The sequence below is a fragment of the Cupriavidus sp. FW305-26 genome (assembly GCF_058787975.1).
This window is the reverse complement of record NZ_JBYTAH010000017.1, coordinates 1-22,961: the sequence shown is the minus strand read 5'-3', so window position 1 is coordinate 22,961 and position 22,961 is coordinate 1. Positions and strand designations below refer to the sequence as shown.

The 22,961-nt window shown below is 67.0% G+C and carries 24 protein-coding genes and 1 pseudogene; 16 read left to right on the top strand and 9 right to left on the bottom strand.

The annotated features are described in order from the left end of the window. The first annotated feature begins 72 nt into the window (after nt 1-72). The 6 genes from ald (at nt 73) to AC3WQZ_RS12250 (ending at nt 4,668) form a co-directional block, all read left to right on the top strand. Entirely contained in the window at nt 73-1,188 is a 1,116-nt protein-coding gene (gene ald, locus AC3WQZ_RS12275) for an alanine dehydrogenase (RefSeq protein WP_010809951.1), read from the top strand. 167 nt (nt 1,189-1,355) lie between these two features. Then, the gene (locus AC3WQZ_RS12270) at nt 1,356-1,820 is read left to right on the top strand and encodes a universal stress protein (RefSeq protein WP_011615450.1); all 465 of its coding nucleotides are present in this window, start codon (nt 1,356-1,358) and stop codon (nt 1,818-1,820) included. 52 nt (nt 1,821-1,872) lie between these two features. After that, nucleotides 1,873-2,352 carry a carboxypeptidase-like regulatory domain-containing protein gene (locus AC3WQZ_RS12265; RefSeq protein ID WP_010809953.1) on the top strand — a complete coding sequence of 160 codons (480 nt, stop codon included), beginning with the start codon at nt 1,873-1,875 and terminating at the stop codon, nt 2,350-2,352. Between the two features lie 344 nt (nt 2,353-2,696). Then, on the top strand, nt 2,697-3,149 hold the full coding sequence (locus tag AC3WQZ_RS12260; protein WP_058698013.1) for a universal stress protein: 453 nt from the start codon (nt 2,697-2,699) through the stop codon (nt 3,147-3,149). 40 nt (nt 3,150-3,189) lie between these two features. Further along, the gene (locus tag AC3WQZ_RS12255) at nt 3,190-3,468 is read left to right on the top strand and encodes a DUF1488 family protein (protein ID WP_010809955.1); all 279 of its coding nucleotides are present in this window, start codon (nt 3,190-3,192) and stop codon (nt 3,466-3,468) included. Between the two features lie 360 nt (nt 3,469-3,828). Beyond that, on the top strand, nt 3,829-4,668 hold the full coding sequence (locus AC3WQZ_RS12250; RefSeq protein ID WP_492300622.1) for a universal stress protein: 840 nt from the start codon (nt 3,829-3,831) through the stop codon (nt 4,666-4,668). Nucleotides 4,669-4,906: 238 nt separating this feature from the next. On the opposite strand, the gene AC3WQZ_RS12245 is transcribed toward AC3WQZ_RS12250, so the two are convergent. The 3 genes from AC3WQZ_RS12245 to AC3WQZ_RS12235 are packed head-to-tail and all read right to left on the bottom strand — an operon-like array spanning nt 4,907 to nt 7,909. Further along, nucleotides 4,907-6,682 carry a PHA/PHB synthase family protein gene (locus AC3WQZ_RS12245; RefSeq protein ID WP_492297422.1) on the bottom strand — a complete coding sequence of 592 codons (1,776 nt, stop codon included), beginning with the start codon at nt 6,680-6,682 and terminating at the stop codon, nt 4,907-4,909. Continuing rightward, a complete protein-coding gene (phbB, locus tag AC3WQZ_RS12240) occupies nt 6,679-7,425 on the bottom strand; it encodes an acetoacetyl-CoA reductase (RefSeq protein ID WP_010809958.1) in 747 nt (248 codons plus the stop codon). Before phbB ends, AC3WQZ_RS12245 begins: the two co-directional genes overlap by 4 nt. A 4-nt stretch (nt 7,426-7,429) precedes the next feature. Beyond that, nucleotides 7,430-7,909 carry a hypothetical protein gene (locus tag AC3WQZ_RS12235; protein WP_010809959.1) on the bottom strand — a complete coding sequence of 160 codons (480 nt, stop codon included), beginning with the start codon at nt 7,907-7,909 and terminating at the stop codon, nt 7,430-7,432. 361 nt (nt 7,910-8,270) lie between these two features. On the opposite strand from AC3WQZ_RS12235, the gene AC3WQZ_RS12230 reads away from it, so the two are divergent. The 3 genes from AC3WQZ_RS12230 to AC3WQZ_RS12220 are packed head-to-tail and all read left to right on the top strand — an operon-like array spanning nt 8,271 to nt 10,217. Beyond that, nucleotides 8,271-8,876: a nitroreductase family protein gene (locus AC3WQZ_RS12230; RefSeq protein WP_011615448.1), complete on the top strand. Its 606-nt coding sequence runs from the start codon at nt 8,271-8,273 to the stop codon at nt 8,874-8,876. Nucleotides 8,877-8,908: 32 nt separating this feature from the next. Beyond that, nucleotides 8,909-9,535, top strand: a complete 627-nt coding sequence (locus tag AC3WQZ_RS12225) for a phosphoribosyltransferase (protein ID WP_010809961.1) — start codon at nt 8,909-8,911, stop codon at nt 9,533-9,535. A 25-nt stretch (nt 9,536-9,560) separates the two neighbouring features. Next, nucleotides 9,561-10,217: a BON domain-containing protein gene (locus AC3WQZ_RS12220; protein WP_010809962.1), complete on the top strand. Its 657-nt coding sequence runs from the start codon at nt 9,561-9,563 to the stop codon at nt 10,215-10,217. Nucleotides 10,218-10,236: 19 nt separating this feature from the next. Here the strand turns inward: AC3WQZ_RS12220 and groL are convergent, their stop codons facing one another. After that, nucleotides 10,237-11,874 (bottom strand): chaperonin GroEL, encoded by a 1,638-nt coding sequence (gene groL / locus AC3WQZ_RS12215; RefSeq protein WP_492300619.1) that lies wholly within the window; start codon nt 11,872-11,874, stop codon nt 10,237-10,239. A 518-nt stretch (nt 11,875-12,392) separates the two neighbouring features. On the opposite strand from groL, the gene AC3WQZ_RS12210 reads away from it, so the two are divergent. From AC3WQZ_RS12210 to AC3WQZ_RS12195, 4 genes and pseudogenes are all read left to right on the top strand, one after another. Further along, complete coding sequence (locus AC3WQZ_RS12210; RefSeq protein ID WP_010809965.1) at nt 12,393-13,061, top strand: dienelactone hydrolase family protein; 669 nt, start codon at nt 12,393-12,395, stop codon at nt 13,059-13,061. Nucleotides 13,062-13,124: 63 nt separating this feature from the next. Further along, entirely contained in the window at nt 13,125-13,457 is a 333-nt protein-coding gene (locus tag AC3WQZ_RS12205; protein WP_010809966.1) for an ElaB/YgaM/YqjD family protein, read from the top strand. Nucleotides 13,458-13,473: 16 nt separating this feature from the next. After that, a pseudogene (locus AC3WQZ_RS12200) lies at nt 13,474-13,656 on the top strand (ribose-phosphate pyrophosphokinase-like domain-containing protein); the annotation flags it as partial. Between the two features lie 133 nt (nt 13,657-13,789). Further along, a complete protein-coding gene (locus AC3WQZ_RS12195; RefSeq protein WP_010809968.1) occupies nt 13,790-14,152 on the top strand; it encodes a TraR/DksA family transcriptional regulator in 363 nt (120 codons plus the stop codon). 102 nt (nt 14,153-14,254) lie between these two features. Here AC3WQZ_RS12195 and AC3WQZ_RS12190 read toward each other — a convergent pair whose 3' ends face one another. The 4 genes from AC3WQZ_RS12190 to AC3WQZ_RS12175 form a co-directional block, all read right to left on the bottom strand. Then, on the bottom strand, nt 14,255-14,497 hold the full coding sequence (locus tag AC3WQZ_RS12190; protein WP_010809969.1) for a hypothetical protein: 243 nt from the start codon (nt 14,495-14,497) through the stop codon (nt 14,255-14,257). Nucleotides 14,498-14,542: 45 nt separating this feature from the next. Further along, nucleotides 14,543-15,208 (bottom strand): SagB/ThcOx family dehydrogenase, encoded by a 666-nt coding sequence (locus tag AC3WQZ_RS12185; protein ID WP_492300617.1) that lies wholly within the window; start codon nt 15,206-15,208, stop codon nt 14,543-14,545. Between the two features lie 182 nt (nt 15,209-15,390). Further along, a complete protein-coding gene (locus AC3WQZ_RS12180) occupies nt 15,391-16,920 on the bottom strand; it encodes a bifunctional aminoglycoside phosphotransferase/ATP-binding protein (protein ID WP_010809971.1) in 1,530 nt (509 codons plus the stop codon). 97 nt (nt 16,921-17,017) lie between these two features. Next, a complete protein-coding gene (locus tag AC3WQZ_RS12175) occupies nt 17,018-17,500 on the bottom strand; it encodes a lecithin retinol acyltransferase family protein (protein ID WP_010809972.1) in 483 nt (160 codons plus the stop codon). Between the two features lie 311 nt (nt 17,501-17,811). Between AC3WQZ_RS12175 and AC3WQZ_RS12170 the strand changes: the two genes are divergently transcribed. Continuing rightward, entirely contained in the window at nt 17,812-18,105 is a 294-nt protein-coding gene (locus AC3WQZ_RS12170; RefSeq protein ID WP_010809973.1) for a peptidase associated/transthyretin-like domain-containing protein, read from the top strand. A 45-nt stretch (nt 18,106-18,150) separates the two neighbouring features. Here AC3WQZ_RS12170 and AC3WQZ_RS12165 read toward each other — a convergent pair whose 3' ends face one another. After that, nucleotides 18,151-20,451 carry a heavy metal translocating P-type ATPase gene (locus tag AC3WQZ_RS12165; RefSeq protein WP_492300615.1) on the bottom strand — a complete coding sequence of 767 codons (2,301 nt, stop codon included), beginning with the start codon at nt 20,449-20,451 and terminating at the stop codon, nt 18,151-18,153. A 544-nt stretch (nt 20,452-20,995) separates the two neighbouring features. Between AC3WQZ_RS12165 and AC3WQZ_RS12160 the strand changes: the two genes are divergently transcribed. Both AC3WQZ_RS12160 and AC3WQZ_RS12155 read left to right on the top strand, forming a co-directional pair. Further along, nucleotides 20,996-22,600, top strand: coding sequence for a PAS domain-containing sensor histidine kinase (locus AC3WQZ_RS12160; RefSeq protein WP_492300643.1), 1,605 nt, complete (start codon nt 20,996-20,998; stop codon nt 22,598-22,600). A gap of 23 nt (nt 22,601-22,623) precedes the next feature. After that, nucleotides 22,624-22,961, top strand: a 338-nt coding sequence (locus AC3WQZ_RS12155) for a hypothetical protein (protein WP_492300614.1), incomplete at its 3' end; no start/stop codon positions are given.

Here is a 22,961-nt window from a genome sequence, read left to right as displayed (position 1 = left end):
CCGGCCGTGGACTGAGGATTCAAGCACCTGGTGCGGAATCTGCCGGAATTACCACGCGCGTGAGCAAAGGCCATGTGGATCGGCGTGCCTAAAGAAGTCAAGGACAACGAGTACCGGGTTGGCCTGGCGCCTGCCTGCGTGCGCGAACTTGTCAGCCGCGGTCACCAGGTCATGGTCCAGGCCGGGGCCGGGGCCGCGCTTGGCCTTTCCGACGCGCAATACGAAGCGGCTGGCGCGAAGCTGGCTGCCGATGCGAAGGCCGTGTACGACCGGGCCCAGATGATTGTCAAGGTCAAGGAGCCACAACCACGCGAACTGGCGCTGCTCAGGCCCGGGCAGATCCTCTATGCATACCTGCACCTGGCCGCGGACCGTGAGCTGACTGCCGCGCTGCTGCAATCCGGCGCGGTCTGCATCGCCTATGAGACGGTTACGGGGCCTGACGGTGGTCTGCCGCTGCTGGCCCCCATGAGCGAGGTCGCCGGCCGCATGTCAGTCCAGGTGGCGGCAGCCTACCTCGAGAAGCCGAACGGCGGCATGGGACTGCTGCTCGGCGGCGTCCCGGGCGTCGCGCCGGCACATGTCGTGGTGATCGGCGCCGGCGTGGTGGGCGCCAATGCTGTCCAGATCGCGGTTGGCATGGGGGCGCGCGTGACGGTATTGGACAAGAATATCGAACGACTGCGGCATCTGGGCTCCGTGTACGGCAATCGAGTCGTGACGGTCTACTCCAGCGCTGACAGTATCGAGCGCGCGTTGCTCTCGGCCGATGCGGTCATCGGCGCGGTGCTGGTGCCTGGCGCCGAGGCGCCCAGGCTGGTCACGCGTGCGATGGTCGCGCGCATGAAAGCGGGTTCGGTGCTGGTGGATGTGGCGATAGACCAGGGAGGCTGCGCCGAGACATCGCGCCCGACCAGCCATACGGATCCGACCTATGTGGTGGACGGCGTGCTGCACTACTGCGTGACCAACATGCCGGCAGCGGTGGCGAGGACCTCCACCTTTGCCCTGAACAACGCCACGATCGGTCATGCGATGGCCCTTGCCGACAAGGGATGGTCCCGCGCGCTCTCAGACGACCCCTACCTGCGGGCCGGGCTGAATATCTGTCGCGGGAGTGTGACTTATGCGGCCGTCGCAAGCGCCCATGGCTACGCCCATGTACCCGCCGAGCAGGTGCTGACCTGAGCGCGGCCGCCAGTATCGGCCGACACGTTGCTGTCGGCCACCCCTGGTGCAGCAGCACTGCCATGAGCCGAATCACAGCGGTGTGGCTGGCTTGGTTGACTGGCATCAACCCGCATGTCCTTGCGACCGCTAATTTGGGATGAACCACAGCCGAAGCCGAGGTCGCCATGTACCGCCGCATTCTCCTAGCCCTCGATGGCAGCCGTTCATCCTTGAATGCCCTGGAGCAGGCCGTGTCGATGGCGCTGACCACCGACGCCGAGGTCAGCGCCATGTTCGTCGTCGACGACAGCGACCTGTTCTTCGAGGTCAGCCCGGGTGACCGGCACTGGCTGATGGCCGACATCATTGCCTATGGCAAGCAGGTGCTGGCTCGTGCCGGCGAGCGCTTCAGTGCCGCCGGCGTGCGCTGGAGCAGCAGGTTGGCCGAGACGCCCGGCACCCCTGCGAAGATTGCCGAGGCGATCATCGCGGAAGCGGACCACTGGAGCGCGGACCTGATCGTCATGGGCACACACGGCCATCGCGGCGTGCGGCGCATGGTGCTGGGCTCGGTCTCGGAGCACGTGGTCAGCAAGACGGTTCGCCCCGTGCTGCTCGTTCGGCAGCAGTCGCGCGGCGATACGCCCTGACCGTTCGGTTCCGGCCTGCGAAAACCCCAATAATTCTTGCGGAGTGACGCAAATGCAGGTTTCAAGAAGCCTTGGCCTCGGCCTGTCGTCGCTGGCGATTGCCGTTGCGGCGGCGGGTTGCGCCACTCGCGCCGCGCCCGCTGGCGTGCAGATCATGGAGCAGCACGGCGTTTCCTACGTATCGGGTGGAGACGATGAGGCGGGCATGCAAAGCATGCTGGCCATCGCCGCGCGTTTCAATGTACGGCTGACGATGGTGGATGCCGGGCGCGGGAAGCCGCTGGGCGGTGCCACGGTGGTCGTGGCCAGCCAGGAGGGCCGCCCCGTGCTGCACACTACGGCTAGCGGGCCGCTGTTCTATATGCGACTCAGGCCGGGTGCCTATCGGCTCGCGGTCGGCTACCAGGGGCGGGACCAGATGCGCGACATCGTCGTCGCTGGCGAGCCGCTCGAGGTGACGTTCCGGCTGCCGGTCAATACGCTCGAGGACGACTGGCTGCTCTGCGCCACGACACCCTGTCCGCGTCGCTGAGCCTGCCGCTCGGACGTGTCGCCGCGGGCACGACACCGCGCAAGCAAGTTCGCGGCGGTTCAGGGACGATCCCGCGAAAGAGAAGCGACGGAACTGGAAGGGGAAGAAGAAGCGCTCAGGCTTCGTTCGGGGACAAGCACGCGAGCCGCTCGGCGTGGGCAGGCCTGAATCCGCGAGCCGCAACCCCTGCGCGAAGACTGCCGATGCGCGCGCGACCAGCGGCGGTTGGAGCGCGGTACCGCGGCTTTGACACGTATCAACAGCAGTTGCGCCGGTTGCCCTACGCTGCATTTAACCAGTCCAGACCCGAGTCGCCACAGGCTCCCATCGCCGGAGAAACCGCTATGTACCAGCGCATCCTTGTCGCCATGGACGGCGGCGCCGCATCGGAACTTGCCCTGGAACAGGCCATGATCATCGCGCGCGCCGCCAACGCCGAAGTGGAGGTGGTCCATGTGGTCGATGACCGCAGCCCGTTTCTGGATGCCAGCAATCTGGATCCGGTGAGATTGATAGAGGACCTCACGACGGCGGGGCAAAGCGTTCTCGCTGCCGCCGCCGGCCGGCTTGCCGCAGCGGGTATTCGCCACGTAACGCGGCTGCTCGGTAAGCCTATGGTCGAGGGCGACGTTGCTGCCACGATCGCTGCCGAAGCCAATGGCTGGGGCGCTGATCTGGTTGTGATGGGTACGCACGGCCGCCGGGGAGTGCGGCGACTCGTCATGGGCAGCGTCGCGCGAAGCGTGATCAACCTGGCCGTCGCGCCCGTCCTGCTTCTCCGCGCCGAGGAAGCGTAAGCAGGCGAACAGATTTTGGAGGGCATTACGCCAGAGAGCTATGCATACGATCGACTTTTCCGGCGAGACGCCGGATTACTGCCCGACCGGGCCAAGCCTGCGGTGTGCCGTGAAGGTGGATGGCACACCGGCGACCTATGAGATCACTGCCGAGGCGCTTGAGGATCATTTCGGCGCACGCTCGTACCGCAGTGAAGATTTGCTGCCGGCATTCATGAGCAACCGCCAGGACATTGAACGCGTCGCGGGAGCGCTGTTCGAGATGACAGGTGCGCGGCACATCGTGCTGCACAGCGGCCATTTTCGCTTCGCGGTGTGAGGCGCACGTCCTGGCCGGCGGCAGCCGCCACCGGGCGGTGCGCGTCCTTACAAGGAGCTACCCATGAAGAATCGCTTGCAGTCATGCACGCCGGAGAAACGGCCAGGATGGCGCAGGCTTGCCGCCTGCGCGTTGGTGCCGCTATGCACAGCGTGTACCGCCGTACCGGACCTGCTGCGGCCGCCGAAGCCACGCACCGCCGCGCTGGCGGCAGGCAGCCTGGGCCAACTCGTACCTGGTGCCAGCGGTATTGCCTGTAGCGCGGACACGAAGACGGCTTGATGCACGACAAATCCGGGGCGGGGTGGCGATATAGATTCAAGAAAAGCTCCGTCCGGGGCTGCCTGATGGAGTCAATCCATGGACTACGCAACGATCCTGGTTCATCTCGATGCCGGCCGCCGCGTGTACGACCGGCTGCACCTCGCCACCCGGCTGGCGCTGGAGTTTCATTCCACGCTGGTTGGCCTGCTAGCCGTCGGCAAGCCGGATCCCACTGCCGTGCGCTACCTGGTGGACGGTGACCGCAATCTTGCCTCTTACACCGAATGGCGGCATCAGGTCGGCGAGCGGGCCCGTCACGCCCTGATGGGCGCAACGGACGAGGTAACCGTCATTACGGAATGGCGGGCGCCGGACTGGGCCACGGCGGCAACGGTCCAGGCAGAGGCGCATCGGGCGGATCTTGTCATCCTCGGACAGCACGATCCCACTGATGAAGCCGCCTACGCCGAGCCCGGCTTTGTTGAATCCATTGTGCTGGGATGCGGGCGGCCGGTGCTGGTGGTTCCGTATGCGGGCCGGTTCCCGAGCGTTGGCAAGAACATCATGGTGGCGTGGAACGGCAGCCGCGAGTCGGCGCGGGCCATCCGCGATGCGCTCCCGCTCCTGCAGCGCGCGGGCACTGTGGAGGTGGTCTCGTGGACACCGTCTGGGCTTCTGAAGGGGACATGGGTTTCGCCGCCTCAGCATGCCGTGGACTGGCTGGGTCGGCATGGCGTGGCGGTGCAGCTTTGCACGTTTGGAGCGGAAGACGGCGAAGACGTCGGCCAGATGTTACTCTCACACGCCGCGGACCGAAATGCTGACCTGATCGTCATGGGGGCCTACGGGCACAGCCGGGTGCACGAGCTGGTCCTTGGCGGTGTCACCCGCACGTTGCTTGAGTCGATGACAGTGCCGGTCCTGATGTCGCACTGATATTGCCGCAACGCCTCGGCGATGCGATGAAGTGAGGTGCGGTGCGGTTCGGCTGCTGCCAGGGAGCGGGATGTGGGACACAACCGAACACTCCACCAGCTTGCGCGGGGTTTCTGGAATGAGTTCCTTAGGCGTCGGCCGGTATTTCCCGTGTCCGACGGCATGTTTCCATTCGATCCGGCTACCCGAAAGTTTGCCCGCTCGCAAGGTTGCCAGGCGCAGCACAGTGAACAAGAGGCTAGGGTTCCAGCACGTAGGTACCAGGAGCGTCCGCGAGCCCCTGGCCCGGCGCCTGTCGCGTGCAGCGCGCTGTCGAGTGGGCCACTAGCCAGTCATGCCACGCCGGCCACCAGGAACCGTCGCGGTACACAGCTACGTTGAGGAATTGCTCCGGGCTCAGGTAGGGCGCGGCGGGCAATCGCGTATGCACATGGTAGCGCCGGCCCGGGTGGCCCGGCTCGGACACGATGCCTGCGTTGTGGCCGCCCGAGGTCAGCAAGAAGGTCAGTTCAGCCTTGGTCAGTAAGTGCAGCTTGTACACGGAGCGCCAGGGCGAGACGTGGTCGTGTTCGGTGCCAACCACGAAAAGCGGGAGGTCGAGGTCCGACAGGGCGACGGGCTGTCCGCCCACGCACAGCTTGCCGGTGGCCAGCTCATTGCCCAGGAACAGCTTGTGCAGGCATTCCGAATGCAGGCGGTAAGGCAAGCGGGTGGTGTCGCGGTTCCAGGAGACCAGATCGTTGGCGCGCAAACGTTGGCCGAGCAAATACTCGCTCATTACGCGCGACCAGATCAGGTCCTGGGCGTTCAGCATCTGAAAGGCAGACTTCATCTGAGGCCCGTCCAGATATCCCTGACTCCACATGAGGGCGTCGAGCGTGGCGAGCGAGCTCTTGTCGATGAACAGGCCCAGTTCGCCCGGATCATGGAAATCGGTCTCTGCCGCAAAGAGCGTCATGCTGGCCAGTGGCCCGCCGGCGGCGTCGCGGGCGAGCATGGCGGCACCCGTGGCAAGCAGGGTGCCGCCCAGGCAATACCCGGCGGCGTGGACGTGCGCGCCGTCGCAGCGCGCGTGCACGGTGTTGAGCGCGGTCAGAAGCCCGGCCTCCAGATAGGTGTCAAGCCCGAAGTCGCGGGCCGAGGCGTCCGGGTTCTTCCATGAAATCATGAACACGGTATGGCCGCTCTCGACCAGGTAGCGCACCAGCGAATCCTCGGGCTTCAGGTCGAGGATGTAGTACCGCATGATCCAGGACGGCACGATCAGCACCGGCTCGCGCCAGACTGTATTGGCGCCAAGGGCGGGCGCATACTCGATCAGTTCAATTAGTGCGTTGCGGAACACCACCTTGCCAGGCGTGCGCGCCACGTCGCGCCCGGGTAGAAATTCCAGCGCGGGGCGCCCCGCAGGCAGCCCAGGCACCTTTGACAACAGCTCACTGGCGTCCTGCAGCCAGTGATGGGCGCCTTGCAGGAAGTTGGCGCCGAAGGTGCTCGAGGCGGTCCTGGCAATGGTCGGATTCATCCACCAAACATTGCCGGGCGCGAGCAGGTCAAGCCATTGCCGGGCGCAGAAGGCGACGATGTGCTGGTGATGACGCGACAGGCCGTCAATATCCTGCGTCAGCGACTCCCAGAAGGCTTCGTTGCGCATGAACGCATCGCGCCAGCAGCGATAAGGCCAGTCCTGCCAGCCGGCATCGGCAAAGCGCTGATCGCTGAGGTCAACGGACGGCGGCTCGGCCGCGGTCGGCAACAGCCGTGGCCAGTCCTCGATGCTGTGCTGCAGCCACACCTGCCATGCCTGCACAATCTTTGCCGGGGAGATGCCGAGCTGCAGCGCCCAGTCGAGTCCGGCCAGACTTGCCGAGATCACCGACAGGCCCCCGGTGGCACGGGCCAGGCCGGCGCGGATCTGCTTGTCCATCCAGACTTGCGCCGGTATGGCGGCCTGCGGCGCGCATTCCGGCATGGCCGACAGGCTGGGCGGTGACGTCCTGTCGTCGATCCTCATTGCAGGTGTTGCCCGCCGTTGATGGCAAAATTCGCGCCAGTGACGAAGGCCCCGTCGTCGCTGCACAGGTAAGAGATCAGCGCCGCGACCTCGGCCGGCTTGCCTAGCCGGCCGACCGGGATAGTCGGCAACACGTCCCGCTCGAGGATCTCGGCGGGCATGTCCGTCACCATGTGCGTATCCAGGTAGCCCGGCGAAACGGTGTTGACGGTGATGCCTTTGCGTGCGAGTTCCAGCGCCAGCGCCTTGGTGAAGCCATGTACCCCCGCCTTGGCGGCGGCATAGTTGGTCTGGCCAAAGGCGCCCCGCGAGGCATTGACCGAAGAAATATTGACGATCCGGCCCCAACCGCGCGCCAACATCGGCTCAACCAGCGGCCGCGTCATATGAAAGAGCGAGTCGAGGTCCGTGCGCAGCACGAAGTCCCAGTCAGCCTTATCCATCTTGCGCAGGGTCCGGTCGCGCGTGACCCCGGCATTGTTGATCAGAATATCGACGTCGCCGAGCTCGCTGCGCACTTGCGACACGCAGCGCTGGCAGGACGCGAAGTCCGTCACGTCGACCGGGAACGCCGTGAATTCGCGGCCGGCGGAGCGTTGCGTGCCGAGCCACTGGGCCACGTGGTCATTGTGTACGGAGTGCGTCACCACGACGCGCGCGCCGTCGGCCAGCAGCCGCACGGCAATCGCTTCGCCGAGGCCGCCCATGCCTCCCGTTACCAGGGCAATGCGTTGTCCGGCCATCTCGTCAGCTCCGTGACGCGCCGGCGGGGCGCGCCGGGGCCTTCGCGCCTGGGGTAGGGACGGCCATCAGGCGGCCGACGTTGTCGAACATTTCGCGCGCCGATTCCGCAAAGGGCGCGTAGCCGCCTCCCTCCACCATGACCCTTTGCTGGTAGTCCTGCCAGGCTTCGGTCGACTCGCGCAGGTGCTCCATGAAGGCCGAGGCCATTTCTATGTAAAGACCGCCAATGTCGCGTGCATGTGCGGCGTTGCGCTCGACCTGCGCGGCCAGAATCTGAGCGGGCAGGCCATGGAAGGCGTTCCAGTCTGGCGCATCGTTGACGCGGGCGAGCGCCTGCCGGGTGCCTTTGATGTCCTCGTCCAGGGCCTTGAGGCGGAGCCTGAGCAGCATCTGGCGCGATTCTTCCCAGCGCAGCCAAATGCGCAGGGCGGACTGCTCGGCGCAGCGCGCGAGTTCGAAGGCGGGATCGGTCTGGTCTGGCATGGAGGAACTCCTATAGTCAAGCGGCTGGCCTGCCCCGGGGCGCGCAGGTCTGGATAAGTCTAGGAGGGCAACCTTGGCGGGGCTTGACGTATCGCAAGGAGTGCGCAATGCGTCGGGCGGCGCGCGGCATCGCCAAGCCGCGCCGGGTTCGTCAGAGCGCAGGGGTCGCATGGCCGGCGGCCTGCGCATTGTGGCCGGACACCCGGAGAGGCAAGGCCGATCAGGAGCCGGGACCGAGCTGTCCTGCTACATGCCGCGAGCAAACGGGCTTTCCTTTGATCCATCCCAAATGGCAGGGCCGGCTTGCCGCCTACGTTAATCCCAGGGGGGCGTTGCCGACCCCATCGATCCGGAGCACGACGTGACACATCCCATCGTTTTATCCGAAGCCGGCGCGGAATACCTGAAGCTGCCGCCACCGCAGACCGAAGGCGGCATGCCGCTGCTGACGGCGCTGCTGCAGCGCCGCTCGACCCGACACTTTGCTGCGCGGAACCTGGATGACACACTGCTGTCGTCCCTGCTGTGGGCGGCTTTCGGCGTCAACCGCCCGGGCACCGGCCTGCGCACTGCGCCCTCGACCCGCAACTGGCAGGAAATCGACCTGTACGCGGCGCTGCGCGACGGACTGTACGTGCTTGAACCGGCGGACTGGCGCCTTCGGCTGGTCGTCGGCGCAGACCTGCGCGCGGCGACCGGCCTGCAGGACTATGTTGCCGAGGCGCCATTGAATCTCGTCTATGTCAGCCGGCTCTCCAGGCTCGATGAGACCGACAAGCCGCTGCGCCAGTTCTATACCGCGCTGGATACGGGGCATATCAGCCAGAACGTTTACCTCTTCTGCGCCGCGTCCGGGCTGGCCACGGTGGCGCGCGGGCTGCTGGACCGCCGCGCGCTGGCCACTGCCATGCGGCTGGCGCCCGACCAGCGCGTGATCCTGGCCCAGAGCGTGGGCTATCCGGCGTAAGCCGCCACCCAGGCAGCCAAAGGAGGGGGGTAATGCCATTCATTGACAGGGCCGATGCCGCCGCACAACTGGCGCGTGCGCTTGCTGGCCACGCAGGAAAACGGCCGCTGGTGCTGGCCGTGCCCCGCGGTGCGGTGCCGATGGGCGCCATCATTGCCGATGCGCTCGGCGCGGACCTTGACGTCGTGCTCGTGCGCAAACTCGGCGCACCGGGCAACCCGGAGTTCGCCATCGGCGCCGTAGACGAGAGCGGGTGGACCTATCTTACGCCCTATGCCGCCGCGGCAGGCGCCGACAGCGAATACATCGACCGCGAGCGCGCGGCCCAGCTTGAGGTGCTGCGGCGGCGCCGCGCCGCCTACACGCCGGGCCGGGAACCGGTCCGCGCCACCGGTCGACAGGTCATCATCGTGGACGACGGCCTGGCGACCGGGGCCTCGATGATCGCCGCGCTGCACGCCATCCGCGAGCAGAAGCCCGCGCGGCTCGTCTGCGCGGTGCCGGTGGCGCCACCGCGGACGCTGGAGCTGTTGCAGCCCTATGTCGACGAGGTGGTATGCCTGGAGACGCCGGCCGGCTTCCGGGCAGTGGGGGAGTTCTACCGCGACTTCTCGCAGGTCGAGGATGCGGAGGTCGTGGCTTGCCTGAAAGGGCGGTAAAGACGCGCACAAGCGGGGGGCACCCATGAAGGGCGACAGGCAGCTGCAGCAGGACGTGACCGAGGCGCTGATCTGGGATCCTGCGGTCCATGGCAACGAGATCGGGGTCCAGGTCCAGGACGGCGTCGTCACGCTGACCGGGCACCTTGGAACCTTTGCCGAGAAGTACTCGGCGGAAGCGGCCGTCAGGCGCATTCCCGGCGTGCGGGCGCTGGCCGTGGAACTGGACGTTCACCTGCCCGACGATGCGCGCCGCACCGATGCCGACATTGCCCGGGCCGCTGCCAACGTGCTGTCCTGGGATGCGACGGTGCCGGCCGACCGTATCCGGATCCTGGTCGAACACGGCGTGGTGACCCTGAGCGGCGATGTCGACTGGTACTACCAGCGCACCGCCGCCGAGCACGCCGTGGCCGGACTGTTCGGCGTGGTCGGGGTCACCAATGCGCTCGCCATCCGGCCTCGTGCCGACAAGCAGGACGTGGCGGCACGGATCCAGGCGGCCATCGCACGCCAGGCTGCCAGCGACGCCGACCAGGTAACCGTGACGGTGAGGGATGGCGCGGTGACGCTGACCGGCACTCTGCGCACGCTGGCCGAGCGCGAGGCGGCATTCGAAGCGGCCTGGTCTGCACCGGGCGTCAGCGCGGTCGTCAACCAGATCGAAGTCAGGCCCGGCTAGCTCAGGCCTGCACCGTTGCTCAGTATTCTTCGCCGAACATCGACGACCCCGTGCGCATGCCGGCATCGCCCTGGCCGGCGGGGCTGCGGTGAATCGCGATCATGCAGTCCGTCGTCAGCAGCAGGGAGGCGATCGACACGGCATTTTGCAGGGCCGTGCGTACCACCTTGACGGGGTCGATCACGCCGAGTTCCAGCATGTCGCCATAGCGCTCGGTGCCGGCGTCGTAGCCGAGCGTGCCCGAGCCGACGCATACCTGGTGCACCACTGCGTCGGCATCCGCACCGGCGTTGGCGGCGATCTGCCGCATCGGCGCGGCCAGTGCCGCGTGGACGATGTGGCCGCCGGCGGCCTGCTCGGCGTTCGGTGCCTGCCAGGCTTCGAGGGCAGCGCGGGCGCGCAGCAGCGCCACGCCGCCGCCGGCGACGATGCCTTCGTCCACCGCGGCGCGGGTGGCGTGCAAAGCATCCTGGAAGCGGTTCTTGCGCTCGTGCAGCGCGCTCTCGGTGGCCGCACCCACCTTGATCACAGCCACGCCGCCGGCCAGCCGGGCCAGGCGCCGCTGCAGCGCCTCACGCTCATAGTCCGAGCGCACCTCGTCCAGGCGCAGGCGCAGGGCGGCAATGCGCTCGGCCACGCGCGGGCGTTCGTCACCGGAGCCGATCAGGGTAGTGGTGTCCTTGTTGACCTCCACGCGGCGGGCTTCGCCAAGGTGTTCCAGCGTGACGTGCTCGAGCGAGATGCCGGCCTGCGGTGAGACCACCGTGGCGCCGGTCAGCGCGGCCAGGTCGCCCAGCTGCTCGGTGCGCGAGTCGCCGAAACCCGGTGACTTGACTGCGCAGCTCTTCAGCGCGCCGCGCAGGTTGTTCACCACGAGCGTGGCCAGGGCCTCGCCCTCCACATCGTTGGCGATGACCAGCAAGGGCCGGCCAGCGTGGCTCACGGCCTCGAGGACCGGCAGCAGTTGCGCGATGGCGGCAATGTTCGCGTCGCACAGCAGCACCAGCGGCGAATCCAGCACGACGGCACGGCTCTCGTTGGTCGCGAACAAGGGCGAGAGGTAGCCGCGATCGATCAGCGCGCCGTCGGCGATGTCGAGTGCGTCGTCCAGCTTGGAGCCATCCTCCACGCTGATTGCGCCATCCTTGCCGACCCGCTCGACAGCCTGCGCCACCAGCGTGCCGACGGTCTGGTCGCCGCTGGCCGAGATCGTGGCGATCTGGCGCATCTCGCCGGTACTGCTGCAGGGCCGGGCGCTTTCCAGCAAGGCGCTGGCGACCAGCTTGCCGGCGGCCTCGATGCCGCGCTTGAGTTGCATGGGGTCGTGGCCGGCTTCGACGTATTTCACGCCCTCAGCCACGATCGCGTGGGCCAGCGTGGTCGCAGTGGTGGTGCCATCGCCAGCGATCTCGCTGGTGCGCACCGCGGCCTCGCAGAGCAGGCGGGCGCCCATGTCGGCGAACGGATTGGCCAGCGTCACCGACTTCGCCACGACCACGCCGGAATTGGCGACCAGCGGCACCATGTCGGGCCGCTCCACGATCACGTTGCGGCCTCCCGGGCCCAGCGTGACCTTGACCGCGTGGGCCAGTTGTTCCACGCCGCTCAGCATCATGCGGCGCGCGCCTTGGTGGAAGATAAGTGTTCTGGCAGGCATGAAAAACTCCGCATTGACAATCAGTGGGTCGGGCTTGCTACTACGGTAGTTGCCGTGCAGGTCCGCACGTTGATGCAACGCAAGCCCGGGGTGGCGCCCCGCGCCTGTGACAGGCGCGCTTCATTCCGGCCGGTCGCTGTCCAGTACGGGCACGGGATGCCCGGGCTCCAGCGGCTCCAGCGCCTTGGTCTCATCCAGGTGGAAGAGGGGCATTGCGCGACCTGCTACGGCGGGTCATGTAGGCGGTGTCGCCTGCAGGTGTCTGGTCATTGTTTGATCCAGCCCAAGTCGATGGCCGCGCAGGCGCATAGCTTTAACAGTGTGAACGCGCCCCGTCGTCAGCACGACTAAGGAAATGCAACTGGCGCGGGACATCGGCAACCCCATCCAATATGCCTGCGGGGAGCGCTGACGATGGACCTCGGCATCGCCGAGACCGAACTGAACGTGCACTGGCACAGGACGCGATGGTGGCGCGGCCGTTGGCAAGGACAGGAAGAGGGGGGAAGGGAAGTCTCATGGAGCACATCACCATCGAACAGGTGCGGATCCATATCGGCGACATCGCGCTGCCAGGCGACCTTACCCTGCCGGAAGCGGCATCCGGCCTGGTCCTGTTCGCACATGGCAGCGGCAGTTCGCGCTACAGCGTGCGCAGCCGCGGGGTCGCAGCGACGCTGAATCGGGTGGGCCTGGGCACGCTACTGTTTGACCTGTTGGCGCCGGACGAGGACGCCGGGAGGTCGAAGCGATTCGACATCGCCCTGCTCGGGGAACGCCTCAAAGCTGCCACGGTCACGGTCGCGCACCTGACGCGCGATCGCCACCTGCGGCTCGGCTACTTCGCCGCCAGTATGGGGGCTGCCGCGGCCATCCGTGCCGCCGCTGAGCCGCCGCCGCGCATGCGGATCGACGCGGTGGTGGCGCGCGGAGGCCGCGTGGACCTGGCAGGCCACGAGGCGCTGCGCCAACTGCAGGCCCCGACGCTGATGATCGTAGGCGAAGCGGATCCGGTGGTGCTGAAGCTCAACGCGCGCGCCACCGCATGGATGCAATGCGAGAAGCGGCTGGAGGTGATTCCCGGCGCTACTCACCTGTTCGAGCAGCCGGGTGCGCTGGAACAGGTCGGCGAGCTCGCCGGAAAATGGTTCTGCCAGCATTTTGCAGCGGCTGGCGGGAACTTGTAGTTCGACAGGATTTCCATGGTGCCGTGCGATGCACGGCGATGACTCAGTGAAAAGGAGAATGAAATGAACGATACTCGCGCCGCGCTCTTGCCGCACAAGGAAGCACTAGCCCGTGATGCCAACACGCTGTTGGCGGATGTACAGGCATTGTTGCGGGATGTTGCCGACGAAGCCGGCGTGGAGACCGCGCAGGCACGCGCGCAGCTGAGCGCACGCCTGCACGCGCTCCAGGGCCGCCTCGCCGAGCAACGCCAGGCGGCGCGCATGCGTGTCTCGCAATGGGCCGACACCACGGATCGCTACGTCCACGCACATCCCTGGGAGAGCATGGGCTCCGTCGCCGCTGTCGCGGCCGTGGCTGGCGCCCTGGTCGCGCTGGCCGTCACCCGCCGTTAGCGCGGGCACGGCAGGCAGGCTGCTGCAGCCAGTGGCCGGTTGCGAAGCCATGGTCGTGTGCACGCTGGACCGTCCGGATGCCAGGCTGGTGCCGCTGCTGTGGCCCGCTGCCGCAGCCAGGGAAGGTGGCGCCGTGCGGGTCGGACTGGTGGCGCCATACCTCGCGTACATGCGCCAGGACAAGCTCTTCCCGACAGGCTGCAAGCGGTCGCGGCCGACATTGTCACGTGCGACACCGTTGCGCACCCATCCAACCGCATTCCCGTAGCAGAGCGCCTGGCAGCCGGCATCCGGCTGGCACTCCAGGCGCCAGCGGGTTCAGGAGATCCGTCATGAACAAGCTCACAGCGCAGGAAACCGTCTCGCTGGCGGCGCAGCTTGACGCGGACGAAGCGCGCATCCATGCCGCCGTTGGTTCCGCCGACACGCCGATGACACCATTGGCGCAGCGTGAGGCGCGGGACGAGGGCGACCTTGCCGACGAAGAAATCCTGCAGCGGCAGGACGATGCGATGCTGGAACACTACCGCATGCAACTGGCCGACATCGCCGCCGCGCGGGCGCGGATGCAGCACGGCCAGTACGGCACCTGCATCGATTGCCAGCAGCCGATCCCGTTCTCGCGCCTGCAGGCATATCCGACCGCGAAGCGCTGTACCGCATGCCAGCGCCGGCACGAGCAGCTTTATGCGTGACAGTCGGAGGATGCCGCCGAGGGCAACTGAGCGCCTGGCGGGCCGCCACCGCGAAAACGACGGTCGCCCCCCGGCAGCGGCCGGGAGGCTGGCGCTGACCGGCTAGCGCAGGTCGTACTCGCGCATCATTTCGGTCGTGACTGCCTTGACCGTGGCCAGGCATGCCGGCGGGACAGCGGGGAAGGCGTCGATGGTCCAGTTGCAGCCGCCGTTGGCAGTTGCGTCGACACGCTGCGGCAACGGGATGTCGCAGTCGCGGCAGGTGTCGCCGAGGTCGGCGTTTTCCTGCAGACGCCGCAGAATTTCATTGCGGATCTGTTCCGCACTGCCGAGGTTCTTGATCATGTCGGTGTCTCCTGTTGTCAGGTGGTGGCGATCCGGCCAGGATGCCTAGACCGGCGCGCTGTCATGCGGAGCCGGACGCCCGATGGTCTGGGGCAGGATCGGTTCCTCGTCCTCGTTCAGCGACATATGCTCGGCCAGCTGGCGCCGGTTAAGCCAGCCGCGCACCACCGCGCCCAGCCCGGCCGAGGCGCAGTAGAGATAGGCGTTCTGGACCATGGCGCCGGCCGCGGCGGCAGCGAAGGTCTCGTGCAGCTTGGGCGGGACGTCCTGCATCCGGCCATGGTTGGCGACGTAGACCAGGTCCAGCGGCGCCATGCCGACGAAGTCCTGGTAGCCGGTCATGCTGCGCACGTCTGCCGCGCGCTTCAGCACCAGGCAATGGTGGATCGGGTCGTAGCGGTAGAGGCCGGCGGGCAGCGCCGCGTAGACGTCGATCACCGCCTCGCCGTGCGGCGAAGGGGCTGTGCGGCCGCCGCCCTGGGAGCGGTTGACGCCCGCCGCGGCCCACAGCAGCTCGCTCAGCTGCTGCAGTGGCAGCGGCTGCTCGTCGAACTCGCGGGTGCTCATGCGCTGCCACAGCGCCCCCATCAGCGGCAGGCCATTGGTGCGGTCCGGCTGTGGCAGGGCGATGACCCGCTCGCTCGTGCCGGAGGCGGGGCGTGGCAGCAGGTCCTTGATGGGCTGGTAGGGGATGCGCTTCAGTTCGTCCATGGGAGCTCGCATTTGTTGCAAAGAGCGGCGCGAGCGCTCTGCGCATGGCACCGGTATGGACGAATGTAGGCGCTGCCCCCGGCCGTGGATTGCGCTCCGTCAAGCAGCGTCGATGGGGCCTTCCCTGGTGTGAAAGCAAGGGGTGCTGGCGCTGCTTTAGATGGCGGCGCCGAGCTCTGGCGTCAGCCACAGCCGGGTGCGGCGGGGCCCGTAACGCTGCCCGGCGAGGCGACGCAGGCACGCTCGGCTTCGGTCAGCGGCTCCTGGACACGCATCTGCCACGCCAGCACGCCGTCGTCGGCATCCGACAGGTCCCCGCCCGCCCGGGCACGCGCGGCGATGCGGGCGCGCAGTGTCTCAGGGCTGGCTTCGCAGGTGACGATGGCGAAGGGCACGCCAAGGCGGCGCGCCTGGGCAGCAAAGCGTTCGCGCTCGGCGCGGACCAGGAAAGTCGCGTCGGCAAGCATCGGGAACCCGGCCCGGCAGCCGAGCCGGCAGACCGCGAGCAGGCGTCGGTAGGTCCGTGCCGTTTCGCTCGCGGCATACCAGCCACCCGCGGGCATCACGCCGCGGTGCAGGCCCTTGCGTACCGCGTCGGAGCGTACGCGTACCATCGACCCGGCCTCGCTCATCTGTGCCGCAACCGTGGACTTGCCGCTGCCGGACAGCCCATGCATCAGCACCATCGGCCCGCGACGGCGGCTGAGGCATCGCCATGCCAGCGCCAGCAGCCTGCCTGCCTCGGCCTGCGCCGGCGCCATGGACGCGCCCGCGGCGTGCTTCTGGCAGCCGCGCTCCAGCAGCACGCGCGCGCGCACCAGGGCCCGCATGGCGAGATAGAAGGGCAACACGGCCAGCGCGCCGTAGTCTCCCGACTGCTCCAGGTAGCCGTTGAGCAGCCGGTAGGCCAGCGCCGGTCGGCCATGGTGCAGCAGGTCCATGACCGGGAAGGCCAGGTCGCTGATGGTGTCGGTCCAGCGCAGGGCGGCGTCGAACTCCAGGCAGTCGAATGGGGTCGGCACGCCGTTCAGCAGCACGATGTTGCCCAAATGCAGGTCGCCATGGCACTCGCGTACATGGCCGTTGCGCAGGCGTGCCCGGAACGCATCCGTCAGCCGGGTGGCCTCGCTGCGCGCCCGCAGGGCCACGCGGCTGGCCAGGTGCGTGGCCGACGTCAGCCGGCCAATGCCGCCCAGGCACTCCGCAAGCGTCGCGTCGATGCGGGCCGGCGTGCCAAAGCTATCGGAAGGGGCGGCAGGGGGCTGCGCCTGGTGAAAGGATGCAATGCTGCGCGCCAGCGCATCGATATGGCCCGGCTCCAGCCGGTCCGCAACGATTCTTGCGCTGAGCAGGTCTTGCTGGTCGAAGCGCCGCATCCGGACCGCATGCTCGATCGGTATGCCGCCGCCACCGATGCGCACCGAGCCGGGCGTGGGGCCCGCCAGGATCGGCACCACATCCAGATACAGGGCAGGTGCGAACCGGCGGTTCAGGCGTAGTTCGGTCTCACAGTCGTCGCGGCGTGCCTGCGCGGTGGAGAAGTCGACAAAGTCGAACCGCACCGGCTTGCGCACCTTGTAAGCAAAGTCCCCGGCCAGGAAGACACGGGAGATATGCGTCTCGATGACCTGTACTGCCGGCGCCGGGTGGGGGTAGGCGTCCGGCTGCTGCAAGGCGGCCATCAACGCCGCGTCGTCCCATTGACTTTCCATGTCCCTTGCCGCCTGCGCCCTTGCGCTGTTGTGAACTGCCACCTCAACTGCAGCCTCGGCACGCAGACTCCGGCTGCCAACTCGCCCCCGCGGCGCCCTATGCCGTCACGTCGGCCAGATCCTGCCCCAGGATGCCCGCCGCGCTACAGAGTACGCCCACGATAGCCAGCAGTGCGCGCCACGGGTGGCTCAGCAGCGCCTCCACTTGCTCGCTGCGGCTCTCGCCAGACAGGCACCAGATGCAGAAGTGCTCGCAGTTGTTGGTAAGAAGGCGGTAATCGTCCTCTCCAAGCCGCGCAGTCGCGCGCCGTACGATCTCCGCCTCGACGTACCTCGCTTGCGTGGCCGGCTCGACGCGAAAGCCGTAGCCGCCGGCAAAGCCGGCGAGGGTGGTCTTTTCGACGGGGCCGCAACGCAGGAAACCTTTGAACCCGACATAGTGCACCACCTCGCCGTTGCCGACATAAATGCCGTGGTGGACATAACCACGGCGGTCCGTCTTCAGATGCGCGCCAAGAGGAATGTCCGCGGAGATTGCCGCAAGGCGCTGTGCGTGTCCGATGTGGTGATCGTCGCTCATCGCTTTTCCCCTTGTTGCCTTTGTTGTGCTGGTCGCTCCTGCCCCGGTGGTCCCGGTTTTCCTGCCGATGAGGGCAACCGTGTGCCCCGTGTATGCCTGCAGTATCGTTGCCGGCCGGCGACGCCGAAATCAGCCGGTTCCGAAAAACGTGTCGGCTTGCTGCCATGCAGCTTGTACGCGCATCGCGACGGCGCTTGTCCGCCGTGCGCACCGGGCTGTCAGCGGAACCTGACAAGGGCGCGGCGGTATAACCCGATATTTCCCAGCCATTGTGGAGAGGAGGAGCATTCACCCTGCGTTGGCCTCTGACCATGGTGGACGCCGCACGCGGGGACCCGCTGCCGGATGCTGCCATCCTCGTGTCCAGTCAGGACGGGCGCTCGATATTGCATGCGAGCGCAACCGGGCCGATGTTCTATCTCCGGCTTCCCACGGGCGTCTATCGGCTGGCAATTGGTTATCAGGGCTGGGTCCGGACCCGCGATATGGCCGTCGACGGCCAGGCACTCGACATGACGTTTCGCCTGCCCGTGAGGACACTGGAGGACGACTGGCTGCTTTGCAGCTCGCCGCGCGGCAACGTCGCGGTTACCGCCGTCTGGTGACGCCATCTCAGCTTCGCCATCAATTACCACCGTCGGCGCAGAACGTCACTCCGTGGGCGCATCTTCGCGCAGCGCATGGAACAGCTCGTCCTCCTGCGCGCAGTGCAGCCGCAATACGGCCTCGAGCCCGTAGAGCAGCCGCTGGTACTCCCTGACCCTGCCGGCGTCTGGCCCATCCGGCGGTGAGTCGTCCGCCATCCGCTGCAGTAGCCGGATCACCCGGAAGATCTCGCGGTGCATCGCGCTCATCGCCGCCAGCGGATCCTCGCCTCCGACCAGCAGCGCGAGTTGCGGATAGAGCTGCGCGTCATCGTGCTGTTCGTGGGGCAAAAGTGTTCCGCTGAGGGATGCGCACAAGCGGCGCAGTTCCGTGCCCGCGGCGTGGCCAGGCATGGCTGGCAACCTGTCCGCGAGGCTGCGGATCTGTTCCATCAGCGGCGCCAGCGCGGCGTGCTCCTGGTTCAGGCTCTCGGCGTCGGCCGTGGACAGGCGTTCCGCCGGCACCGACGGGTCGGCGCGCAGGGCGCGCAGCGCATTGGCAATGACCAGCACATCGATGACCTCCTGCAGCATGGCGCCGGCCAGTGGCGGCAGGTAGCCGAACGCGGCGACCGCCATCGCGACGAACGACAGGCCCATGCCGGCCATGGCGCTTTGCACGGCCAGCCGGCGCGACCGGCGGGCGATGCGCACCGCGTCCACCAGCCGGTCAAGCCGGTCCACCAGCAGCACGACATCCGCGGCTTCCGACGATGCCGCGGCACCTCGTGCGCCCATGGCCACGCCGACGTCCGCGGCGGCCAGCGCCGGTGCATCGTTCACGCCGTCGCCCACCATCAGCACAGTGCCGTCGTGGCGCGCCGCCTCGATCGCGGCAAGCTTCTGCGAGGGGGTGAGGTTGGCATGGACCTCGGTCACGCCCAGCATCTCGCCGACGGTCTCGGCGACGTCGAGCCGGTCTCCCGTGAGCATGGCCAGGCGCCGTATGCCCGCCTTGCGCAGCAAGCGCAACGCGCGCGGGGTGTCCATGCGAATCAGGTCCACGAACTGCAGTGCCCCAACCAGCACGCCGTCGACCGTGACCAGCGAGACCGAGGCGCCTTCGAAGGCCGCGCGCTGCAGCATGGCCTGGCACCACGGTGGCCCGGCATCGCCGCCGCCGGCAAAGGCGGGCGATCCCACCGCCACCACGTGCTCGCCAACCCGCCCGGCAATGCCAGCACCGGCGGTCTCGGTCACGCCTGACGGCAGGTCCAGGGCCAGGCCTCGCTCGCGCGCCGCGGTCGTGATGGCTTCGGCGACAACATGCCCGGAGGCCTGGGACAGCGAAGCGGCGACGCGCAGCACGTCGGGCGCCGGCCATCCGGGCGCGCTCTCGATGGCCGCCAGGCGGGCCCTTCCGCCCGTCAGCGTCCCGGTCTTGTCGAAGAAGAGGATGCTCGCCTGCGACAACCTTTCAAGCGCGCCGCCGCCCTTGACCAGCACGCCGCGCCCGGCGCAACGCGACACCCCGGACACAATCGCCACCGGAACGGCCAGGATCAACGGACAAGGGGTGGCGACCACCAGCACCGCCAGCGCCCGCGCGAGTTCACCACTGGCAAGCCAGGCAAGCCCGGCGACGAGCAGGGTGACAGGCACCAGCCACAGTGCATAACGGTCGGCCAACCGCGCCGCGGGCGGGCGCTCCGCGCGGGCGGTGCGCACCAGCCTGGCGATGCCGGCGAAGGTGCTGTCTGCCGCGGTGGTCGCTGCCACCATCTCGAACGGGGTGCCGGCGTTCAGCACACTGCTGCGCACGGTCTCGCCAGGGAGTCGCTGCCGTGGCAGCGACTCGCCAGTCAGGGCAGATTCGTCCAGCGTCGCCTGGCCCAGCAATGCGCCGTCCACGGGTACGACTTCGCCATGCCGGACCAACAGGCGATCCCCCGGACTGACCACATCGAGGGAAACCGCGCGCCATTCTCCGTCCTCGAAGCGGTTGGCGGACTGCGGGGCGCGGCTGAGCAGGGCGGACATCTCCCGCTCGGAACGGGCCTGCGCATAGTTCTCAATGGCCCTGCCGCTCTCGATCATCAGGGCCAGTACGGCAGCCGCGAGGAATTCGCCAAGCGCCAGCGCCAGCCCGATCGCCAGCAGCGCCAGGACATCGACGCCCGCTTCCTTCCGGCGCAGCGACCGCACGATGGCGACGATCAGCGCGCCGGCGACGACCAGCGCGCCAACCGCCCAAGCGAGCCTCGCGGCGAGCGCTTCGCCGAAGGCAAAAAGCAGCAAGCCAGCGCCCAGCGTGCCGGCCGCGACTGGCAGCAAGCCGAGGTCAAACTTGCGAAACCCGATGTGCATGGCGAACCCGATCCCCTGCGTAACTGGCGCCGGTTGCTGGGATACTCCCGCTGATGCCTTCAGGCGATCGCAGATCCTGCCGCGCTGGCGGCTGCGCAATCCCGGCTGCACGCCGAATCAGGCACTGTGTAATGGTGATGTTAGTCCAACAGGCACCGGGCCGATAATAGCCTCGGCCGCAGGCAGGGCGCGCCAGCCAGCCCTGGAGATAGTCGATGGCTGCAGGGGCCGCGGTTCGCGGCGCCACGGAGATGATTCGGCACGGCGCGGACCCGCAGTGGCTGTCGGCGGTACTGCCGTATTCGCTCACTCCTTGATGCACGCGGCGATTACGGCGCATTTTCGGTTCAAATTGCGCTTTGGCCGGTGCCGCCCTATATATTTGGGGGGCGAGAAGCACTCTCAGACAATCATCGTCCATTCCATGAGCAACCCTTTGGCGCCCGCGGGCAAGGTGCAGCCTTCGTCCGAACGTTCTCACTCCCTTGCCATGGCGATTGGCAGTGTGACGGCCGTTCTCCTCCTCGCGGGGGGATGCTTCTTGATGGCTACCGTCGAATGGTATCGGCAGTTCCTGGCGCCGTTGGTGCTCTTGACGGGCGCGGGCATCGGGCTCGCCGTGGGACTTTACTGGAACCGGCTGAGGAAGCTTACAGGGAGTAGTGATATCCAACGCGTGGCGGATAGCGAAGCCCAGTTGGCGGGGATCATCCGATCTTCGATGGAAGCGATCATCACCGTGGACAGTGACCAGCGCGTCGTACTGTTCAATCCCATGGCAGAAACGCTATTCGCCTGGCCGGCCGAACTTGCAATCGGGCGCTCCCTGAGCGACTTCATTCCCCACCGCTTTCGGGCCGCCCATGCAGAGCATGTGCGCCGGTTTGGGATCACGGGCGTTTCGGACCGCGAGATGGGACTCCAACGGGCGCTGTGCGCCATGCGTCGGGACGGAAGCGAGTTCCCTATCGAAGCATCCATTTCACAGATCTCTGTCGGCGAGGCCAAGTTATACACTGTGATGCTGCGCGATATCACCGAACGCGTGCGTGCTGAGGAAGCCCTGCACCGAAGCCTTCAGCCTGTGAAGGAAAGCGAGGCGCGATTGGCGGGAATTATCCGCTCCTCCATGGAAGCGATCATCACCGTGGACAATGAACAACGCGTAGTGCTGTTCAATCCAATGGCGGAGACGTTGTTCGCCTGGCCCGCCGAACTCGCGATTGGCCGCCCCCTCGGCGACTTCATTCCCGAACGCTACCGGGCCGCTCATGAGGAGCACGTGCGTCGGTTTGGGATCACGGGCGTATCGGATCGTCAGATGGGACGTCAACGGGCACTCTACGCTCTGCGTCGTGACGGCACTGAATTCCCTATCGAAGCATCCATCTCGCAAACGGCCCACGAAGGCACGAAGCTATATACCGTGATGCTGCGTGATATCACGGAGCGGGCACGCGCGGAGGCGGCCCTGCGCCGCTCACGGGAAGAACTGCAACAGCTTTCAGATGGGATACTCGCTGCCCGCGAGGAGGAGAGGCGCCGCATTGCACGCGAGCTGCACGATGACCTGGGCCAGCGCCTGAGCGCGCTTAAGATGGACATGGCTATGCTCGGCGCGGACGTCGATGAGGGCCGTGACACAGCAGGACTGCTAGACGAGATTGGTGCCATAAACGGCGTCATCGACAATACTGTTGCCTCGGTCCGACGCATTGCCAGTGACCTACGGCCGGCCTTGCTGGACGAGTTGGGAATGATTCCTGCCATTGAGTGGTTGGCCGATGATTTTGCCAACCGGTACGGATTGGCGGTGAGCGTGGACGGTGCCGAGGCTGACGTCCCCGCGCAGACGGCAATCGCCATGTTCCGCATTGTCCAGGAGGCATTGAGCAATGTCGTCCGGCATGCCGACGCGACCACCGTGCATATTCAGCTCACCCAGTCAGAGGGCCAACTTGTGTTGCGGGTGCAAGACAATGGGGTGGGCTGGGACAAGGTCTCCTCCGCAAGCGGGCCACGCAAATCGCTGGGACTCCTTGGCATCCGGGAGCGGGCACGCCTTCTGGGTGGCAGCTTCACCATCGACAGCACTCCCGGCAAGGGCTTTTGCCTAATCGTGCAAATTCCCCACGAAAGGGTGGCCTGATGCGACATGCCTCATGATTGGGGATGGCATCGCAGTTGTCCGGAATCAAGCCCCCATGTGCCGGGGTAATTCTGGCGATTGTAATTGCGAACGCCGCGACCGGCTTCATTCAGGACGGCAAGGCGGAAAAAAGCCACGGACCGTTTCGGCACCGGCGACGCTACGCCGAATGCTTTGCAGACACTCACTCCATTCTGCTGCTGCAGCGGAACTGCCGTCGCAAGAGCGACGGCCGGACGGCAAGGGGCTGGCAGGTTTGCGGTCTGACGGGATTAGTCCGCACGAGGGCCAAACCTTACGGCCAGACCCATCATCCGCCTGGCGCCATCTTTCCACCCATGCCCGGACCCATCCCCGGCCC